This is a genomic window from Streptomyces yatensis (genome assembly GCF_018069625.1).
Taxonomy (GTDB): domain Bacteria; phylum Actinomycetota; class Actinomycetes; order Streptomycetales; family Streptomycetaceae; genus Streptomyces; species Streptomyces yatensis.
The window spans coordinates 5,426,674-5,442,724 of sequence record NZ_CP072941.1; the positions used below are offsets into that span (position 1 = coordinate 5,426,674).

Sequence of the window (16,051 nt, forward strand, 5' to 3'; positions counted from 1 at the left end):
AAAGGGCGGTCTGGGCGGTAAATTGCCGTTAAAGAGTCGTTCTGGAGTCGGTCAAGTGGGGTGGCTGAGGCGTGCGGTGCGGCTGAGACCCGGGGGTGTCCCGGAATCCGCTCGTTCGCTAGGGTCGGGGCCCATGGCGAACAACCCCCAGAGCCCCAACGGCAACCAGGACCCGTCCGGTTCCACTCAGATGTTCCGCGCCTTCGTCGACGAGGGCACGCGGCAGCCCCAGGCGGCCACCGCGTCGAGCGGCGGTTCGCGCGTGGGCGTGATCGTCGGTGTGATCGCGGCGGTCGTGATCGTCGCCGCGGTGGCCTGGCTGGCGCTGGGCTGAACCCCGAGGCCCCGCTGGGCTGAACCCCGAGGCCCCTGACGCTTTCAGCGGGAGCGTGAGCTCCCGCGCCCCTTACGGCTGCCGGGCCGACCTTACGGCTTCCAGGCGACCGAGACGTCCTTGGTCTCGATATGCATGCCCAGCGGCACCCGCCAGTCGTCCACGCACACCGTCCAGGTCTTGTCCTTCTTCTGACCCGCGCCGATCGGCGCGGGCAGCTCTTCCTCGGATTTGAGCGTCGCCCAGTCGATGCCGAGGAGGTCGATCACATGCGTCGAGAAGGTGACGGTGCCCGAGGCGACGGCGGATCCTCCGGTGTTGCGGAACTCGACCTTCACCTTCTCGCACCAGCGCTCATCGGTCGCCGTGCGCTCCGGCTTGCCGACCTCGAGGGCGGCCGGCCCGGTGGGCGTGGGGGAGCCGGAGGGGTCCGCGGGGTCCGAGCCGGGTCCGGAGGGTGAGGGCTTCCCCGGCTCGTCGCCCTTGGGTCCGTCGTCGCCCTTGGGGGCGTCGTTCGTATGCCCCGGGGTCCCGGAGCCGCCCTTCCCGCCGCCGGGGCCGTCCGTACGGCCGGGGGCCCGTGCCGATGCCGAGGGCGCCCGCGAGGCCGGTCCGTCCGCTCTGCCGTCCCCGGTGGCGGCGGGGCCGGACGCGCCCTGATCGCGCTTCCCGCCCGTGCCGCTCTTGCCGTCGCGATCGTTCCCTGTGCCGTCCTCGTCCAGGGGCACCAGGTCGACACCGCCCTTGGGCGGTACGGCCTTCGCGCTCCGCTGGCCGTCGGGCCCGGCCGCCCCGGCGGCGACATAGCCGTCGCCGCCCGCGCCGCAGCCGCTGAGCAGGGCCCCCAGGCACAGCGCGGCCGCCGAGGAGGCGAGCGCCGTGCCTCGGCGGCCGGTTGTCCGGCTCGATGCGTATCGCATCGGGCCAGTGTGTCTGACGGCCCGTCAGGTGTACAGGGATCCGACAGGGCGACCGGGCGGTCGGCTCAGTCCGAGATCAGGCCCTCGCGCAGCTGGGCCAGGGTCCGGGTGAGCAGCCGGGAGACATGCATCTGGGAGATCCCGACCTCTTCGCCGATTTGCGACTGCGTCATATTGGCGAAGAAGCGCAGCATGATGATCTGGCGCTCGCGCGGCGGCAGTTTGGCCAGCAGGGGCTTGAGCGACTCGCGGTACTCCACGCCCTCCAGTGCGCTGTCCTCGTACCCCAGCCGGTCGGCGAGCGACCCCTCGCCGCCGTCGTCCTCGGGGGACGGGGAGTCCAGCGAGCTGGCCGTGTAGGCATTGCCCACGGCGAGCCCGTCGACCACGTCCTCCTCCGAGACGCCCAGCGCCGCGGCGAGCTCGGGGACGGTCGGGGAGCGGTCGAGCTTCTGTGACAGCTCGTCACTGGCCTTGGTGAGCGCCAGTCGCAGCTCCTGCAGCCGCCGCGGGACCCGCACCGACCAGCTGGTGTCACGGAAGAACCGCTTGATCTCGCCGACGACCGTCGGCATGGCGAACGTCGGGAACTCCACGCCCCGTTCGCAGTCGAAGCGGTCGATCGCCTTGATCAGGCCGATGGTGCCGACCTGGACGATGTCCTCCATCGGCTCGTTACGGCTGCGGAACCGGGCCGCCGCGTAGCGGACGAGCGGGAGGTTCAGCTCGATGAGGGTGTCACGGACGTAGCCGGCCTCCGCACCGTCCTTGTCGAGTGTGGCGAGCCGCAGGAAGAGGGAGCGGGAGAGGGTGCGGGTGTCGATGGCGTCGCAGTCGTCAGGCATGAGCGGTGCGTCGTTGTTGAGCACCTTCGAGCTGCCCAGTTCTACGGACATGCCACCCCCTAGAGGTCGCGGACGGATCCCAGCTGCGCGGTTCGCGTCCGACGCAGCCTCCCCCTGAATACCGGAGGTCGGGCCGCCCCAAACGCGGTTCCTGCAGAATGTCACATGTCGGCAACACGCTGTAGCGCCAAGTCGACATTACAGCCTTGGGGTGCCGGGGCGCAGGTCCCTCGCAAGGATCAGGACTCGATCCGATTTGCGGACCTCAGCCTGGCGAAGCTGCGGGACAGCAGCCGGGACACATGCATCTGGGAGACGCCGAGCTCCGCGCTGATCTGAGATTGCGTCAGATTGCTGTAGTAACGCAGCAAAAGGATACGCTGCTCGCGCTCGGGCAGTTGTACGAGCAGGTGGCGCACCAGATCGCGGTGCTCGACTCCGGCGAGCGCCGGATCCTCGTAGCCGAGCCGGTCGACCAGCCCGGGCAGTCCGTCGCCCTCCTGGGCGGCCTCCAGGGACGTGGCGTGATAGGAGCGGCCCGCCTCGATGCAGGCGAGCACCTCCTCCTCGCTGAGCTTGAGCCGTTCGGCGATCTCGGCCGTCGTCGGGGAGCGGCCGTGCAGCACGGTCAGGTCCTCGGTCGCGCCGTTGACCTGCACCCACAGTTCATGCAGCCGGCGTGGCACATGGACGGTGCGGACGTTGTCGCGGAAGTAGCGCTTGATCTCGCCGACGACGGTCGGCATGGCGAAGGTCGGGAACTGCACCCCGCGGTCCGGGTCGAACCGGTCGATCGCGTTGATCAGGCCGATGGTGCCGACCTGGATCACGTCCTCCATGGGTTCGTTGCGGCTGCGGAAGCGGGCCGCGGCGTAGCGGACCAGCGGCAGATTGGCCTCGATCAGCGCGGCGCGCACACGGGTGTGCTCGGGGGTCCCGGGAGTGAGGCCGGAGAGCTCGGCGAAGAGCACCTGGGTGAGCGCTCTGGCGTCAGCCCCGCGGCTTCTGCCGCTTTCGCTGCCGCCATCGCCCTGGGGCGGGGTTCTGGGCGCGGTACGGGCCGACACGGTCACGCCACCCCTTCACGATTACTCGCCCGGCAAAAGCGGTCATAGCATCACAAGACATGTGCACTGTGTGCAAGCACCGCTTTACCACGTGTTGGTGGAGGAATCGCCCAATAATGGGCCAATGGGGGCGGTAGTTCGAGGGGTGGGAGCGGGGTGGAACGAGGCTATTTGGTCAGTTCCGTCATGAACTCGCCGACGCTCGTCGCGGCGTCCGATATGCCCTCGAAACCGACCTGGACGAGGTCGGCCGCCCTGGCCGGCGTCTTGATGATCGTGTACAGCACGAAGACGATCAGCATATAGAGCACGATTTTCTTCGCCTGGGCCATCTGTGCTGCCTCTCCCGCTGTGCCCTTGTGCAGTCGCGAGAGTCTATCCACACCTCTGGCGCATCAGTCGTATCAGTCGGATGAACAGACTGGTGTTGTGGAAACGGTCCTTCGCCGGTGTGGGCGCCGCGCTACAAATGGGTGGATTCTGGAGAAAGAGGGGGTGACACGAGTGGCGCCAGAAGCAGCGGCGGCAGCGGCTCGCGGCGTCGGCGGAGGGAGCGGAGATGCGTGTCGGTGTGCTGACCGGCGGCGGTGACTGCCCCGGGCTCAACGCCGCGATCCGCGGCATCGTCCGAAAGGGCGTGGAGGTCCACGGCTTCGAGTTCGTCGGAATGCGGGACGGCTGGCGCGGCGTGCTCGAAGGAGCCGTGGTGCCGCTGGACGTCCCGGCCGTGCGCGGCATCCTGCCGCGCGGCGGCACCATCCTCGGCTCCTCCCGGACCAACCCCCTGGCCAGTGAGGACGGGGTCGGCCGGGTGCGGGAGACCCTCGCCGAGTACGAGGTGGACGCGCTCATCGCGATCGGCGGCGAGGACACGCTCGGCGTCGCCGCGGCCCTGGGCGGCGAGGGCGTCCAGGTGGTCGGAGTGCCCAAGACGATCGACAACGACGTGGCCGGCACCGACTACACCTTCGGCTTCGACACCGCGGTCAATATCGCCACCGAGGCGATCGACCGGCTGCACACCACCGCCGAATCCCACACCCGCGCCCTGGTGGTCGAGGTGATGGGGCGGCACGCCGGCTGGATCGCGCTGCACTCGGGCATCGCGGGCGGGGCCAATGTCATCCTCATCCCCGAGCAGCCCTTCGACATCGGCCAGGTCTGCGCCTGGGTGGAGAACCGCTTCAAGATCAGATACGCGCCGATCGTGGTGGTGGCGGAGGGGGCCGTGCCGAAGGAGGGCCAGATGGTGGTCAAGGACTCCAGCCGGGACGAGTTCGGCCATGTCCGGCTGTCCGGTATCGGCGAGTGGCTGGCCCATGAGATCGCCGACCGCACCGGCAAGGAGGCGCGCACCACGGTCCTGGGCCATATCCAGCGCGGTGGGACGCCCAGCGCCTTCGACCGCTGGCTGGCCACCCGCTTCGGGCTGCGCGCGATCGACACCGTCAGGGACCAGGACTTCGGCACGATGGTCGCCCTGCGCGGCACGGACATCGTGCGCATACCGCTGGCCGAGGCCACGGCGGGCACCAAGACCGTCGATCCCGCGCTCTACTCCGAATTCGGGGTGTTCTTCGGCTGAGCGCTCAGAGCGCGGGATGCGGCACGACCGCCACCGGGCAGTGGGCGTGGTGCAGGACGGGATGGGCGACCGGCCCCAGCCGCAGCTCGGTCGGCCGGGTGGCCGCACGGCGCCCGATCACCAGCAGTCCGGCCCGCTCCGAGGCCCTCACCAGCGCCTCCGCCGGATTGAGCAGAATGACGTCCCGTACCACCGTGACCTCCGGATAGCTCTCCCGCCAGGGCCGCAGGGCGTCGGAGACCACCTGGCTCTCCTGGTCCTCCCACATGGCGCGGTCCTCCTCCAGCACCGTGAGCATCCAGGCCGACGGGGAGGCCGGAGGCAGCGCCCACGCATGCACGACCCGCAGTGGTACGCCCCGCTCCTGCGCGGCGCGGAACGCGAAGTCGGCCGGCGCCTGTGCCGGGGCGTGCGCGTCGAAGCCGAGCTGCACCTCGTCCGTATGCGCACCGTCCCATCCGCCGCCCGTACGCCGCGCCTCCGGGACCATGACGACCGGGCACTGCGCCATCGCCGCCACCCGCAGCGCCACGGAGCCCACCGCCAGCCCGTCGAAGCCTCCCCAGCCCCGGGCCCCGACCACCAGCAGCCCGGCGCCCGCGGCGGCCTCGAGCAGCGCTTCGGCCGGTTCGGCGGCGGTGTGCTCCCCGACGATCTCGAGGTCCGGATCGCGCGCCCGGAAGTCGGTGACCGTCTGCCCGAGCATCTGCTCGCCCACGTGCTGCCAGGCGTCCGCCCCGGGCACCGGCGAGACCCGGCGCGGCAGCGGCGGACTGGCGTGCACGAGCCGCAGGACGCGCCCGCGCCGCGCCGCCTCCCGCGCGGCCCATTCGGCCGCCGTGAGGCTGCGCCGCGATCCGTCGACCCCCGCCACGACAGCGCCGCTCATCCGGGTCCTCCTCGGCCGCCGTCCGTTCTCCGGTCCGTTCCCCTGCCAACTGGAGCAGGTCCGTTTAGTCTAGATACGCGGCGAACATCCGACATGGTCGGAGGGGGCGCCGCACACAGACCGCGAGGGGCAGCGACCGCCCCCGGTCCGGGCCACCGGACCGGGGGCGGTTCTGCGAGCGGCGGCGGGCAAACCCGGGCCAAGTCCCCCAAAAGTGGGGTGAGATGTCAAGGATTCGGGGGAAGCGGGGGCGTGCGGGGCGAGCGCAGGATGGGGGCGAGGTAAGGGAAGGAGAGGGAAATGCGCTCGATCTCATGGCACCTCACCTCACGTCGCTCAGCACTCTTCGTCGGTTTCGTCGTCGTGGTGGCCGTCGTGGTGGTCCTTGGGATGGTCTCCTCCTCCGAAAAGGCCTCCGGGAAGGCTTCCAGAGAGGCTTCCGGGGAAGCCCCCCGATACGCCTCGACGGTCGAATACCGGCGCGAACCCGTCGGAAGGACCTCGGTCCCCGCGTTCACCTCCTCCGTCGGCCATGACCGCAAGAACGTGGTCTCACCGTCCAACGGAGGCCGGGCCTTCCGCGGCGACACCCCCGGTCTCTACGCCGGCGTCCGGAACCGGCAGCCCTGCGACCGGCAGGGACTGACCCATGACCTCGACGCCGACAAGAAGAAGGGGGCCGCCTGGAGCCGGGTCCAGCACATCGGCCAGGACGACATCCCCGGCTTCGTCCAGCGGCTCACGAGCGTCACGCTGCGCTCCGACACCTATGCGAAGACCTACGGCTACCGCGGCGGGGTGAAGCCGGTGTCCGCCGTCCTCCAGGCCGGCACGGCGGTCTTCGTCGATGAGCACGGCGCGCCCGTCGTGAAGTGCGACTCCGGAAATCCCGTAAGGGTCTCGGCCCCGCCGCGCAACGCCAAGCCGACCTTCACCGGGCCCCAGTGGAACGGTTTCTCCCGGACCACGGTGACCGTCATCCGGCCGGCCACGAAGGACATCAAGCACCTCGTCCTGGTGGGGACCGGCAAGACCGAGCTCCTGAAGCGCCCGCTCGGCGACGGTGACGGCAGCGGGGACCCCCGCGACACCGTGCTGGCACGGGCCGACTACCCGTCCACCCTGGCGATGCCGGGCGAGCAGCACGCCCCGCGGCTGCGGGAGGCGCCGAAGGTCAGCCTGAAGCCGTCCGACCGGTTCACCCCGCTGGAGACCGACCGGCCGTCCGGGACCCCCTCGCAGCAGTCGCAGCCCTCCGACCAGTCCTCCGACCAGCCCACGGACCCGGGTCAGCAGCCGCAGGACCAGCCCACGGATCCGGGCCAGCAGCCCCAGCCGCAGGATCAGCCGTCGGATCCCGGCCAGCAGCCCCAGCCGCAGGATCAGCCCTCCGACCCGGGCCAGCAGCAGCCCCAGGACCAGCCCACGGATCCGGGCCAGCAGCAGCCGCAGCCCCCGCCGAACCAGCCCCCGCCCAATCAGCCGCCCCCGAACCAGCCGCCGCCCAACCAGCCCCCGCCGAACCAGCCTCCTCCGCCTCCGCCCCCGCCCAACCAGCCGCCCCCGAACCAGCCCCGCCCAACCAACCTCCTCCGAACCAACCGCCCCCCAACCAGCCCCCGCAGGACCAGCCACAGCAGCAGCCCGACCCCAATCAGCAGCAACCCCCGCAGCAGCCGCCCCCGTCCGGCCCCTGACGGGACGGTACGACCCCCAGACACACGTAGGGCCCGGTTCATCGAACCGGGCCCTACGTTCTTCGCGGCGGTAGCGGTGGGATTTGAACCCACGGAGGAGTTGCCCCCTCACGCGCTTTCGAGGCGCGCTCCTTCGGCCGCTCGGACACGCTACCGAGGGAGAGCCTAGCGGACGGGTGGCCGGGAACCGAAATCGGTTACGGGGGGGGACCCGGGCGCAGGGGTCAGGACTTGCGGAAGAAGGTGGTCAGGGGGGCCGCGCACGCCTCCGCCAGGACGCCCGCGATGACCTCGGGGCGGTGGTTGAGGCGGCGGTCGCGGACGACGTCCCAGAGGGAGCCGACCGCGCCCGCCTTCTCGTCCACGGCGCCGTAGACCAGCCGGTCCAGGCGGGACAGGACGATCGCGCCGGCGCACATCGTGCACGGCTCCAGGGTGACCACCAGGGTGCAGCCGGTCAGCCGCCAGCCGCCGAGGTGGCGGGCGGCGGCTCGGAGGGCGAGGACCTCGGCGTGGGCCGTGGGGTCGCCGTGGGCCTCGCGCTCGTTGCGGCCGCGGCCGAGTACCGAGCCGTCCGGGCCCAGCACGACGGCGCCGACCGGCACATCTCCCGTCTCGGGTGCCCGTACCGCCTCCTCCAGCGCCAGGCGCATCGGGGCGCGCCAGGGATCGCGCAGAGGGTCGGGTTCGGGGCCGGGCAGGAGGCCGGTCAGCGGATCGGTCATGACGTCAGTGTGGATCGGTTCGTGCGGATCGGTTGTGTCCGCGGTTCGTGTGGATCACTCGGATCAGTGCGGTGACGGGGTGGGTGGCATGGCTGCGGCGGTCAGCGCACCGCCTCCAGCCCCTCCATGCTGCAGCCCAGCATCTCGGCGATCGATTCGAGGGCGTCCCCGTCGAGGGACTTCAGCTCCTTCTCGTCCATGCCGTAGTCGGCCAGGATGTCGGCGTCGCCGAGCGGGCCGAGCGGGACCGGGGCGTCGTCCGCGTCCTCGTCGTCCCGGTCCGGCTCGCCGTCCTCGGTGCCGTCCAGGTCGACCAGGCTGTCCAGATCGTCGTCGGGGTCCCGGCCGAGCAGCTCGTCGGTGAGCATCGAGCCGTACGAGGTGCGGGCGGCCGCTGCCGCGTCCGATACGTAGATGTGCGGGTCGTCCTCGCCGTCCACACGGACGACGCCGAACCACGCGTCTTCGTGCTCGATGAAGGCCAAAACCGTGTCGTCGTCCTTGGAGGCCAGACGGGCCAGTTCGATCAGATCCGTCAGGGTTTCCACGTCATCGAGCTCTGTGTCGCTCGCTTCCCACCCTTCTGCGGTGCGCGCGAGCAATGCGGCGAAGTACACCGTGACTCTCCCACTGGTCATAGGCGTGCCGGGGGCGGGCGGGACAGTGTCCCGCCCCAATCGGAATCGTGGCAGAAACCGTCGCGTCGCGAGAGGTCTTCCACGCTGCGTCGTGCACCAGTCCAAAGAGATGTGGCTCACGCGGACGGAATCGAAACGCGCGGAAACCCCCTCCGGCGGTTCGGTGGAAGCCCACCAGGACTCACCAGGAAAAGGTCCGCATGTGTATCGCCCGGCGCATCCGGGCCGCGCGGGCCTGGCGGGGACGCACCCTGTTCCGCACCGCTCTGGCCTCGTTCAGCGCGCGCAGGAAGCGGTCGCGACGGCGGCGGCGTTCCGCGGAGGTTTCCTTCGCGGTCGCGTCGGCCATGGTCAATCACTCCTCGGGGCCGAGGTGTCGCCCGGGGCACCCCGGGCGCTGCTGCCCACTTTCCCCCGAAACGGCGGTTTGATTCCAGTGCGGCGGCAGACGGTTGAGCGCGGGGGAGGCGCACGGAGGGGGCGGACGGGGTCACCGGCGGCAGCCGGGCTCCGGAGGCTCGGTTAGTGTCGTTGCCATGCGGATCCACGTCGTCGACCACCCGCTGGTGGCGCACAAACTCACCACGCTGCGCGACAAGCGCACCGACTCCCCCACCTTCCGGCGGCTCGCCGACGAGCTGGTGACCCTGCTCGCGTACGAGGCCACGCGCGATGTGCGCACCGAGCAGGTCGACATCCAGACCCCGGTGACGGCCACGACCGGAGTACGGCTGTCCCACCCGCGCCCCATGGTCGTGCCGATCCTGCGGGCCGGTCTCGGGATGCTGGACGGCATGGTGCGGCTGCTGCCCACCGCGGAGGTCGGCTTCCTGGGCATGATCCGTGACGAGGAGACGCTCCAGGCGTCCACGTACGCCACCCGGATGCCCGAGGACCTCTCCGGCCGTCAGGTGTACGTCCTGGACCCGATGCTCGCCACCGGCGGGACGCTGGTCGCGGCGATCAAGGAGCTGATATCCCGGGGCGCCGACGATGTGACCGCGCTGTGTCTGCTGGCGGCGCCGCAGGGCGTCGAGCTCATGGAGCGCGAGCTGGCGGGGGCGCCGGTGACGGTGGTCACCTCGTCCATCGACGAGCGGCTCAACGAGCAGGGGTACATCGTGCCCGGGCTCGGGGACGCGGGCGACCGGATGTACGGGAGCGCGGGCTGAGCCCTGCTCGAAGCGGTGGCCCGGGGTGCTCCCACGCGCGTGGGCGGCGCCGGGTCAGCGGCAGGGCTTTCCGGAGGGCGCGGGCGAGGGCTTGGCCAGGGCGGCCAGCGCCTTGTCGGCGTCCTTCTGCTTGACCAGGTCCTTGAAACTGTTGCCGATGATCAGGTCGATGTCCTTGCCGTCGCGCGCGTCGTTCTTGGTCTGGGCGCCGCTGAGCTGGGTGCCGAGCACGTTGAAGGCCCCGTCGCCGGCGCCGGGGGCGCCGAGCAGCATCCCGGTGGTCTTGACCTTCTTGTCGTACTGCTCCGGGGCGTTGCCCACCTTTCCGATCTTGAAGCCGCGCTTCTCCAGCTCCTTCGCGGTGTCCTTGGCGAGGCCGGAGCGCGTGGTCGCGTTGTAGACGTTGACCGTGATCTGGGAGGGCTTCGGCAGTTTCCCGCCCGTACGGCCCTGCCGGCCGCTCTGACCGCTCTGGCCGCCGTCGGACCGGCCGGACTTCGCCTTCTCGTCGGGGCGCTTGTCGCCGCGCTCGCAGTCCCCGGTGCCGTGCGCCGCGCGGACCGTCTGGTCGTCGCTGTCGCCGGAGAAGACGTCGATGAGCTGAAGTGTTCCCCAGCCGACCAGGCCGAGCGTCAGGACCGAGCCGAATGCGGCGAACATCAGCCGCCGGCGGCTCCGGGGTCGGCTCATCCGCGGGTAGCGATCGCCCGTAATGCGGTACTTTCCGCCCATGCCGGGAGGGGTCAGCATGCTCATGAGCGCAGCGTAGTGCGGCCAGGTGGCGATGCCTACTAAATGATCAATGGTTGGTGCTCAGACCAACCCGAAAGGGTCAACAGAGATCGGAAGTCGATCAGCGACGATCGGTCACCGGGGGCGCGGGCGCGGTCAGCCCTCGAGCTCCAGGACCCGCGCGTGCAGCACCTGACGCTGCTGGAGGGCGGCGCGCACCGCCCGGTGCAGCCCGTCCTCCAGATAGAGGTCGCCCTGCCATTTCACGACATGGGCGAAGAGGTCCCCGTAGAAGGTCGAGTCCTCCGCGAGCAGCGTCTCCAGGTCGAGCTGCTGCTTCGTCGTGACCAACTGGTCAAGACGTACCGGGCGTGGGGCGACATCCGCCCACTGGCGGGTGCTTTCCCGTCCGTGGTCGGGATAGGGCCGACCGTTTCCGATGCGCTTGAAGATCACACGGAAAGCCTACCGGGCAAGCCCCTCCCGGCGCAGCCAAGGCGCCCGAGTGCCGGGCCGGGGCCGATCTTCGCCCGGATCGGGAAATTGGAAAAAATGCTCGAAAGGGACTAGGCGCCCAAAGGGGGTCGGAGTAACGTAAATAGCAGCCTGCGGGGCGAGCGAGGGAGCTCGACCGGAGAGACGCTCAGGACAGAGGACGTCAGTCCCCCGGAGCGTTTCCTAGATGGCCGGGCTGAGAGGCTCGAAGGTCGGGGAGACCGGAAAGCGACCTCCACTACCTGATACGGACAATGCCGCCGAAGGGAGCCCACCTCGCAGGTTTTGTCCTGCCCGCGCACCATGGCCTCATGGCTGTTCCCGAGCGTCCGCCGGAGTCGCGCCGTGAGCGCGGTGCGCAGGAGCCGCGCCGCTGTCTGGTCACCGGCGCCACCGGCTACATCGGCGGCAGGCTGGTGCCCGAGCTGCTGGACGCGGGGCATCAGGTGCGATGTGTGGCCCGTTCGCCCGAGAAGCTGCGTGATCACCCCTGGGCGGGGCGGGTGGAGACCGTACGCGGCGATGTGACCGACGAGGAGTCCATCGGCGCCGCCATGGAGGGCGTGGACGTCGCGTACTACCTGGTGCACGCGCTGGGCACCGGCCCCGGTTTCGAGGAGACCGACCGCCGGGCCGCGCGGATCTTCGGCGAACGGGCCCGGGCGGCGGGGGTGCGCCGGATCGTCTATCTCGGCGGGCTGACCCCGGGCGGGGTCCCCGAGCGCGCGCTCTCGCCCCATCTGCGCTCCCGGGCCGAGGTGGGCCGGGTGCTGCTGGACTCCGGGGTGCCGACGGCCGTTCTGCGGGCCGGGGTGATCGTCGGCTCGGGCTCGGCCTCGTTCGAGATGCTCCGCTACCTCACCGAGCGGCTGCCGGTGATGGTGACGCCCCGCTGGGTGCACACCCGCACCCAGCCGATCGCCGTCCGCGATGTGCTGCGGCTGCTGGTGGGCTGCGCCACGCTGCCCGACGACGTGCACCGGACCTTCGACATCGGCGGCCCCGACGTCCTCACCTACCTCGACATGATGCGGCGGTACGCGGAGGTGACCGGGCTGCGGCGGCGTCTGGTCGCCCCGGTGCCGGTGCTCAGCCCCGGGCTCTCCAGTCTCTGGGTCGGCCTGGTCACCCCCGTGCCCGGCGCCATCGCCCGCCCGCTGGTGGAGTCGCTGCGCCATGAAGTGGTGTGCGCCGAACGGGACATCGCCCGCTATGTGCCGGATCCGCCGGGCGGGCCGCTCGGCGTGGACCGGGCGCTGGAGCTGGCCCTGCGCCGGGTCCGCGACGCGAAGGTGGCCACCCGCTGGTCCTCCGCCGCCACCCCCGGCGCGGCCGGCGATCCGCTGCCCACCGACCCCGACTGGGCGGGCGGCAGCCTCTACCAGGACCGCCGCGCACGCGCGGTGGCCGCCTCGCCGGAGGACGTCTGGCGGGTGGTGGAGGGGATCGGCGGGGAGAACGGGTGGTACTCGATGCCGCTCGCCTGGGCGCTGCGCGGCTGGATCGACACCCTGGTGGGCGGCGTCGGACTGCGCCGGGGCCGCCGGGACGCGGCGCGGCTCAGAGTGGGGGACAGCCTCGACTTCTGGCGGGTGGAGGAGGTCCTGCCGCCCCGGCTGCTGCGGCTGCGGGCCGAGATGCGGCTGCCGGGCCTGGCCTGGCTGGAGATGACGGTCGACCGGGACGCGCGGGGCGGGACGGTCTACCGGCAGCGGGCGCTGTTCCATCCGCGCGGCCTCGCCGGACATCTCTACTGGTGGTCGATCGCGCCCTTCCACGCCCTCGTCTTCGGCGGGATGGCGCGGAACATCGCCGCCCGGGCCGAGAAGGACGTGGCCGGGAGGGACACGGGTGGGACGGACGCGGCCGGGACGAGTACGTCGGCGTCCCGCTCGCGGTGAGTGTCCCGCTCGCGGTGAGCCCCGCCGTCGGCCCGGCGGGCCCCGGGCCGCTGAGCCCCGCCGTCACCGGGACCCGTTCGGGGACCCGTTCGGGGAGGCGTTCGGGGAGGCGCTCGGGCGCAGTCCCTCCAGGGCGATCGGCAGGTGCCGTGGTCCGCGCAGCACCGCGTTGCGCCGGTAGGTCGGCGGGTCCTCCAGCAGCCGGGGCCCGTCCAGCCGCCGGGCCAGCTCGGTCAGCGCGATCTGCGCCTCCAGCCGGGCCAGCGGGGCGCCGAAGCAGCTGTGGATGCCGCTGCCGAAGCCGAGGTGCTGGTTGTCCCTGCGCTGCGGATCGAACCGGTCGGGGTCCAGGAAGCGCTGCGGATCGCGGTTGCCCGAGGCCAGCAGCAGCCAGACGGGCGCCCCCTTGGGGATGGTCACGCCCGCGATGTCGATCTCCGAGAGCGGGGTGCGCTGCGGAAGCATCTGCACCGGAGGATCGAACCGCAGCAGCTCCTCCACCAGCGGGACCACCAGATGGGGATCCTTGCGCAGCCGGGCGAGCACATCGGGGTTGCGCAGCAGGGTCAGCATGCCGTTGGTGATCAGGTTGACGGTGGTCTCATGCCCCGCCACCAGCAGCAGCGCCGCGGTGCTCAGCAGCTCCACACGGCTCATCCGCCCCTCCGGGCCCTCCCCGTTGACCAGGGCGGAGAGCATGTCGTCGCGGGGTGCGCGGCGGCGCTCCTCCATCAGCTCGGACAGGTACATCGACAGCTCGGTACGGGCCTGCCGGGTGATCCGCCGCCGCTCGGCGGCGTCCGCGCCCGGGTCGGGGTCCAGACTGGCGGCGAGGGTGTCGGCCCAGGTGTGGAAGCGCGGCTCGTCCTCCCGCGGCACCCCGAGCAGCCGGCAGATCACGGTCACCGGGAAGGGGTAGGAGAAGTGGTCGACGAGATCGATCCGGTCCCGGCCCTCGAAGCCGTCGATCAGCTCGCCGACGATTCGGGTGAGTTCGCCGCGCATGGCGTGGAGCCGGCGCGGGGTGTGCGGCGGGCCGAAGGGCGCCATCGCCAGCCGGCGCAGCCGGTCGTGCTCGGGCGGGTCCAGCCGCAGAAAGCTGGGCGGCAGCCCCGGGTCGTCCTCCTCGACCAGCTCCGGGGCGGCCTCGGGGTCCAGGTTGCGCGCCTCGGAGCTGAGCCGGGGGTCGTGCAGCAGACCGTGGATCTCCCAGTAGGTGGAGACGATGTACGGGCCCTCCTCGTCGTGCACCACGGGCGTTTTGCGCAGCTCTGCGTAGATCGGGTACGGGTCGGCGCGATGGGCGTAGTCGGTGATCTGCCGCGCGAGTGAGCCTTGCGTCTGCGTCATGGCTGAGTGAGTTCCTTCGTCGGGGTCGTCCCCCTGCTCAGCATCGGTGAGGCGGCCCGGGGTCGCGCGTACAGCCCGGCCAAAGGGGCGAACGCACGACCGGGGCCCCGGGGACACGGCCGGACCCGGGGACACGGCCGGACCCGGGGGTACGACCGGACCCGGGAGTACGACCGGGGCCCCAGGGGCGGCGACGGCCCGGTCGCGGTCCGGGGAAGGGGAGGGCGGCGGTCCGCAGCTCGCTACCATGAAGCGCCACGCGCCGGGCGCGTGCGGTGTGGAAGGAGACGGTGTGATGGACCACGACCGGACCGGCGGGCCGGGCTGGCCCCGCCGCCCCCGTCGGCGTGGCCAGGGCGAGCTGGAGGCGCAGGTGCTCGCGGCGCTGCGCCGGGCGCCGGGGCCGGTGACCGCCGCATGGGTGCAGGAGCGGATCGAGGGCGAACTCGCCTACACCACGGTCATGACCATCCTGTCCCGGCTGCACGCCAAGCAGGCCGTGACCCGTGAACGCGCGGGACGCTCCTTCGTCTGGCGGGCGGCCTCGGACGAGGCGGGGCTCGCGGCGCTGCGGATGCGCCGGGTGCTGGACGGCCAGGACGACCGCGAGGCGGTTCTGGCCAGCTTTGTGACCGGGCTGACCCAGGACGACGAGCGGCTGCTGCGCGACCTGCTGAGCGATGCGGCGGAGGAGCCGGAGGACTGACCGATGGGTGTCTTCGTCTTCCTCCCGCTGGTTCTGCCCTTGACGGCGCTGCCGATCGCCCGGCTCGCCGAACAGCATCTCCACCCGCGCACCGCCACCCGGCTGCTGACGCTCGTCGGCACCGTCCTCACGGTGTGCTCCACGCTGTGCCTGGGGCTGTTGATGGTCGTCGGCACGGCACAGCTGCCGGGCAATCCGCTGCCGGACAGCTGGTCGGACCCCGAGGTACGGGCCGCGGTGCCCTGGGACGCGGTGGCCGGAAAGGCGGCGATCGGCGCGCTGGGGGCGGTGACCGTGTCCTGTACGGCCACCTGTGTGCGCCATGTACGGGTGCGGCGGCACGCCCGGCTCGCGCTCGCCGGGCTGCCGGAGTCACCGGTCGCGGTGCTGCCCGACGCCAAGGCGTACGCGTACGCGCTGCCCGGGACCTCCGGGCGGGCGGGGCGGCCGGGCCGGATCGTGGTCTCCACCGGGATGCTGGACAGCCTCAACCCCCGCGAGCGGCGGGCCCTGATCGCGCATGAGCGCGCCCATCTGACCGCCCGCCACCACCGCTATCTGCTGGCCGCCCAGCTCGCGGCGCGGGCCAATCCGCTGCTGCGGCCGCTGCGGGCCGCGGTGGACTACTGCGCCGAGCGCTGGGCGGACGAGGAGGCGGCCCGGGAGGTCGGCGACCGCCGGGTCACGGCGCGGGCGGTCGGCAAGGCCGCCCTGGTCTCCCAGGGTGCGCCGGGACCGGCGCTCGCCGGGTTCGCCGCGCCGGGGCCGGTGCCGCGGCGGGTCGCGGCGCTGCTGGGGCCGGTGCCGCCGTCCCGGCACTGGCCGCCGACGTGGACGGCGGCGGGGCTGGCCCTGTGGATCGCGGCGGTGGGCACGGCCGCGTCCGCCCTGTCGTCGGCGAACGCGGCGGTCGCCCTGGTCCTCGTCCTGCACGCCGCGACGCCGCTGTAGGACGCGCGCCTTACGGCTTGCGCATCGCCAACGACCGTGCGGCT

General features: G+C 71.8%; 17 protein-coding genes, 1 tRNA gene and 1 pseudogene. 7 read left to right on the forward strand and 12 right to left on the reverse strand.

Annotated features, from left to right (window positions below):
* Positions 1-133 precede the first annotated feature (133 nt).
* On the forward strand, positions 134-334 hold the full coding sequence (locus J8403_RS22705) for a hypothetical protein (RefSeq protein ID WP_211124773.1): 201 nt from the start codon (positions 134-136) through the stop codon (positions 332-334).
* 92 nt (positions 335-426) lie between these two features.
* On the opposite strand, the gene J8403_RS22710 is transcribed toward J8403_RS22705, so the two are convergent.
* The 4 genes from J8403_RS22710 to J8403_RS22725 form a co-directional block, all read right to left on the reverse strand.
* Positions 427-1,254 (reverse strand): hypothetical protein, encoded by an 828-nt coding sequence (locus tag J8403_RS22710; protein WP_211124774.1) that lies wholly within the window; start codon positions 1,252-1,254, stop codon positions 427-429.
* Between the two features lie 65 nt (positions 1,255-1,319).
* The gene (locus J8403_RS22715; RefSeq protein ID WP_211124775.1) at positions 1,320-2,150 is read right to left on the reverse strand and encodes an RNA polymerase sigma factor SigF; all 831 of its coding nucleotides are present in this window, start codon (positions 2,148-2,150) and stop codon (positions 1,320-1,322) included.
* 188 nt (positions 2,151-2,338) lie between these two features.
* Complete coding sequence (locus J8403_RS22720; RefSeq protein ID WP_059147253.1) at positions 2,339-3,172, reverse strand: RNA polymerase sigma factor SigF; 834 nt, start codon at positions 3,170-3,172, stop codon at positions 2,339-2,341.
* Between the two features lie 161 nt (positions 3,173-3,333).
* Complete coding sequence (locus J8403_RS22725) at positions 3,334-3,498, reverse strand: hypothetical protein (RefSeq protein WP_165449176.1); 165 nt, start codon at positions 3,496-3,498, stop codon at positions 3,334-3,336.
* A gap of 227 nt (positions 3,499-3,725) precedes the next feature.
* Between J8403_RS22725 and J8403_RS22730 the strand changes: the two genes are divergently transcribed.
* Positions 3,726-4,751, forward strand: coding sequence for a 6-phosphofructokinase (locus J8403_RS22730; protein WP_211124776.1), 1,026 nt, complete (start codon positions 3,726-3,728; stop codon positions 4,749-4,751).
* Between the two features lie 4 nt (positions 4,752-4,755).
* Here J8403_RS22730 and J8403_RS22735 read toward each other — a convergent pair whose 3' ends face one another.
* Positions 4,756-5,640, reverse strand: a complete 885-nt coding sequence (locus tag J8403_RS22735) for a universal stress protein (protein WP_211124777.1) — start codon at positions 5,638-5,640, stop codon at positions 4,756-4,758.
* A 390-nt stretch (positions 5,641-6,030) separates the two neighbouring features.
* Between J8403_RS22735 and J8403_RS44600 the strand changes: the two are divergent.
* Positions 6,031-6,639: pseudogene (locus tag J8403_RS44600) on the forward strand (DUF6777 domain-containing protein); the annotation flags it as partial.
* Between the two features lie 766 nt (positions 6,640-7,405).
* Here J8403_RS44600 and J8403_RS22745 read toward each other — a convergent pair.
* The 4 genes from J8403_RS22745 to J8403_RS22760 all read right to left on the reverse strand — a co-directional run bounded on the left by J8403_RS22745 (position 7,406) and on the right by J8403_RS22760 (position 9,049).
* A tRNA-Ser gene (locus J8403_RS22745) sits at positions 7,406-7,492 on the reverse strand.
* A 69-nt stretch (positions 7,493-7,561) separates the two neighbouring features.
* Entirely contained in the window at positions 7,562-8,062 is a 501-nt protein-coding gene (gene tadA, locus J8403_RS22750) for a tRNA adenosine(34) deaminase TadA (protein WP_211124778.1), read from the reverse strand.
* 101 nt (positions 8,063-8,163) lie between these two features.
* Positions 8,164-8,700 (reverse strand): tRNA adenosine deaminase-associated protein, encoded by a 537-nt coding sequence (locus J8403_RS22755; protein WP_185930066.1) that lies wholly within the window; start codon positions 8,698-8,700, stop codon positions 8,164-8,166.
* 181 nt (positions 8,701-8,881) lie between these two features.
* Positions 8,882-9,049 (reverse strand): hypothetical protein, encoded by a 168-nt coding sequence (locus J8403_RS22760; RefSeq protein WP_014061828.1) that lies wholly within the window; start codon positions 9,047-9,049, stop codon positions 8,882-8,884.
* Positions 9,050-9,236: 187 nt separating this feature from the next.
* Here J8403_RS22760 and upp point away from each other — a divergent pair, with 187 nt between their 5' ends.
* The gene (upp, locus tag J8403_RS22765) at positions 9,237-9,872 is read left to right on the forward strand and encodes a uracil phosphoribosyltransferase (RefSeq protein ID WP_211124779.1); all 636 of its coding nucleotides are present in this window, start codon (positions 9,237-9,239) and stop codon (positions 9,870-9,872) included.
* Between the two features lie 54 nt (positions 9,873-9,926).
* Here the strand turns inward: upp and J8403_RS22770 are convergent, their stop codons facing one another.
* Positions 9,927-10,628 carry a LytR C-terminal domain-containing protein gene (locus J8403_RS22770; protein ID WP_246585941.1) on the reverse strand — a complete coding sequence of 234 codons (702 nt, stop codon included), beginning with the start codon at positions 10,626-10,628 and terminating at the stop codon, positions 9,927-9,929.
* Positions 10,629-10,760: 132 nt separating this feature from the next.
* A complete protein-coding gene (locus J8403_RS22775) occupies positions 10,761-11,060 on the reverse strand; it encodes a type II toxin-antitoxin system VapB family antitoxin (protein WP_014061825.1) in 300 nt (99 codons plus the stop codon).
* Between the two features lie 350 nt (positions 11,061-11,410).
* On the opposite strand from J8403_RS22775, the gene J8403_RS22780 reads away from it, so the two are divergent.
* Positions 11,411-13,000 (forward strand): SDR family oxidoreductase, encoded by a 1,590-nt coding sequence (locus J8403_RS22780; RefSeq protein WP_211124780.1) that lies wholly within the window; start codon positions 11,411-11,413, stop codon positions 12,998-13,000.
* 63 nt (positions 13,001-13,063) lie between these two features.
* On the opposite strand, the gene J8403_RS22785 is transcribed toward J8403_RS22780, so the two are convergent.
* Positions 13,064-14,350: a cytochrome P450 gene (locus tag J8403_RS22785; RefSeq protein WP_211124781.1), complete on the reverse strand. Its 1,287-nt coding sequence runs from the start codon at positions 14,348-14,350 to the stop codon at positions 13,064-13,066.
* A gap of 295 nt (positions 14,351-14,645) precedes the next feature.
* Here J8403_RS22785 and J8403_RS22790 point away from each other — a divergent pair, with 295 nt between their 5' ends.
* Both J8403_RS22790 and J8403_RS22795 read left to right on the forward strand, forming a co-directional pair.
* Positions 14,646-15,056 carry a BlaI/MecI/CopY family transcriptional regulator gene (locus J8403_RS22790; RefSeq protein ID WP_211124782.1) on the forward strand — a complete coding sequence of 137 codons (411 nt, stop codon included), beginning with the start codon at positions 14,646-14,648 and terminating at the stop codon, positions 15,054-15,056.
* 3 nt (positions 15,057-15,059) lie between these two features.
* Positions 15,060-16,007, forward strand: coding sequence for a M56 family metallopeptidase (locus J8403_RS22795; RefSeq protein ID WP_211124783.1), 948 nt, complete (start codon positions 15,060-15,062; stop codon positions 16,005-16,007).
* Positions 16,008-16,051: the final 44 nt, after the last annotated feature.

Bases quoted from the DNA above. Each gene is read 5' to 3' on its own strand.
- J8403_RS22715 (WP_211124775.1), bottom strand. From the start codon at position 2,150: ATGTCCGTAGAACTGGGCAGCTCGAAGGTGCTCAACAACGACGCACCG.
- J8403_RS22710 (WP_211124774.1), bottom strand. From the start codon at position 1,254: ATGCGATACGCATCGAGCCGGACAACCGGCCGCCGAGGCACGGCGCTC.
- J8403_RS22755 (WP_185930066.1), bottom strand. From the start codon at position 8,700: ATGACCAGTGGGAGAGTCACGGTGTACTTCGCCGCATTGCTCGCGCGC.
- J8403_RS22790 (WP_211124782.1), top strand. From the start codon at position 14,646: ATGGACCACGACCGGACCGGCGGGCCGGGCTGGCCCCGCCGCCCCCGT.
- J8403_RS22780 (WP_211124780.1), top strand. From the start codon at position 11,411: ATGGCTGTTCCCGAGCGTCCGCCGGAGTCGCGCCGTGAGCGCGGTGCG.
- J8403_RS22735 (WP_211124777.1), bottom strand. From the start codon at position 5,640: ATGAGCGGCGCTGTCGTGGCGGGGGTCGACGGATCGCGGCGCAGCCTC.
- J8403_RS22725 (WP_165449176.1), bottom strand. From the start codon at position 3,498: ATGGCCCAGGCGAAGAAAATCGTGCTCTATATGCTGATCGTCTTCGTG.
- J8403_RS22795 (WP_211124783.1), top strand. From the start codon at position 15,060: ATGGGTGTCTTCGTCTTCCTCCCGCTGGTTCTGCCCTTGACGGCGCTG.
- J8403_RS22770 (WP_246585941.1), bottom strand. From the start codon at position 10,628: ATGAGCATGCTGACCCCTCCCGGCATGGGCGGAAAGTACCGCATTACG.
- upp (WP_211124779.1), top strand. From the start codon at position 9,237: ATGCGGATCCACGTCGTCGACCACCCGCTGGTGGCGCACAAACTCACC.
- tadA (WP_211124778.1), bottom strand. From the start codon at position 8,062: ATGACCGATCCGCTGACCGGCCTCCTGCCCGGCCCCGAACCCGACCCT.
- J8403_RS22730 (WP_211124776.1), top strand. From the start codon at position 3,726: ATGCGTGTCGGTGTGCTGACCGGCGGCGGTGACTGCCCCGGGCTCAAC.
- J8403_RS22785 (WP_211124781.1), bottom strand. From the start codon at position 14,350: ATGACGCAGACGCAAGGCTCACTCGCGCGGCAGATCACCGACTACGCC.
- J8403_RS22760 (WP_014061828.1), bottom strand. From the start codon at position 9,049: ATGGCCGACGCGACCGCGAAGGAAACCTCCGCGGAACGCCGCCGCCGT.
- J8403_RS22705 (WP_211124773.1), top strand. From the start codon at position 134: ATGGCGAACAACCCCCAGAGCCCCAACGGCAACCAGGACCCGTCCGGT.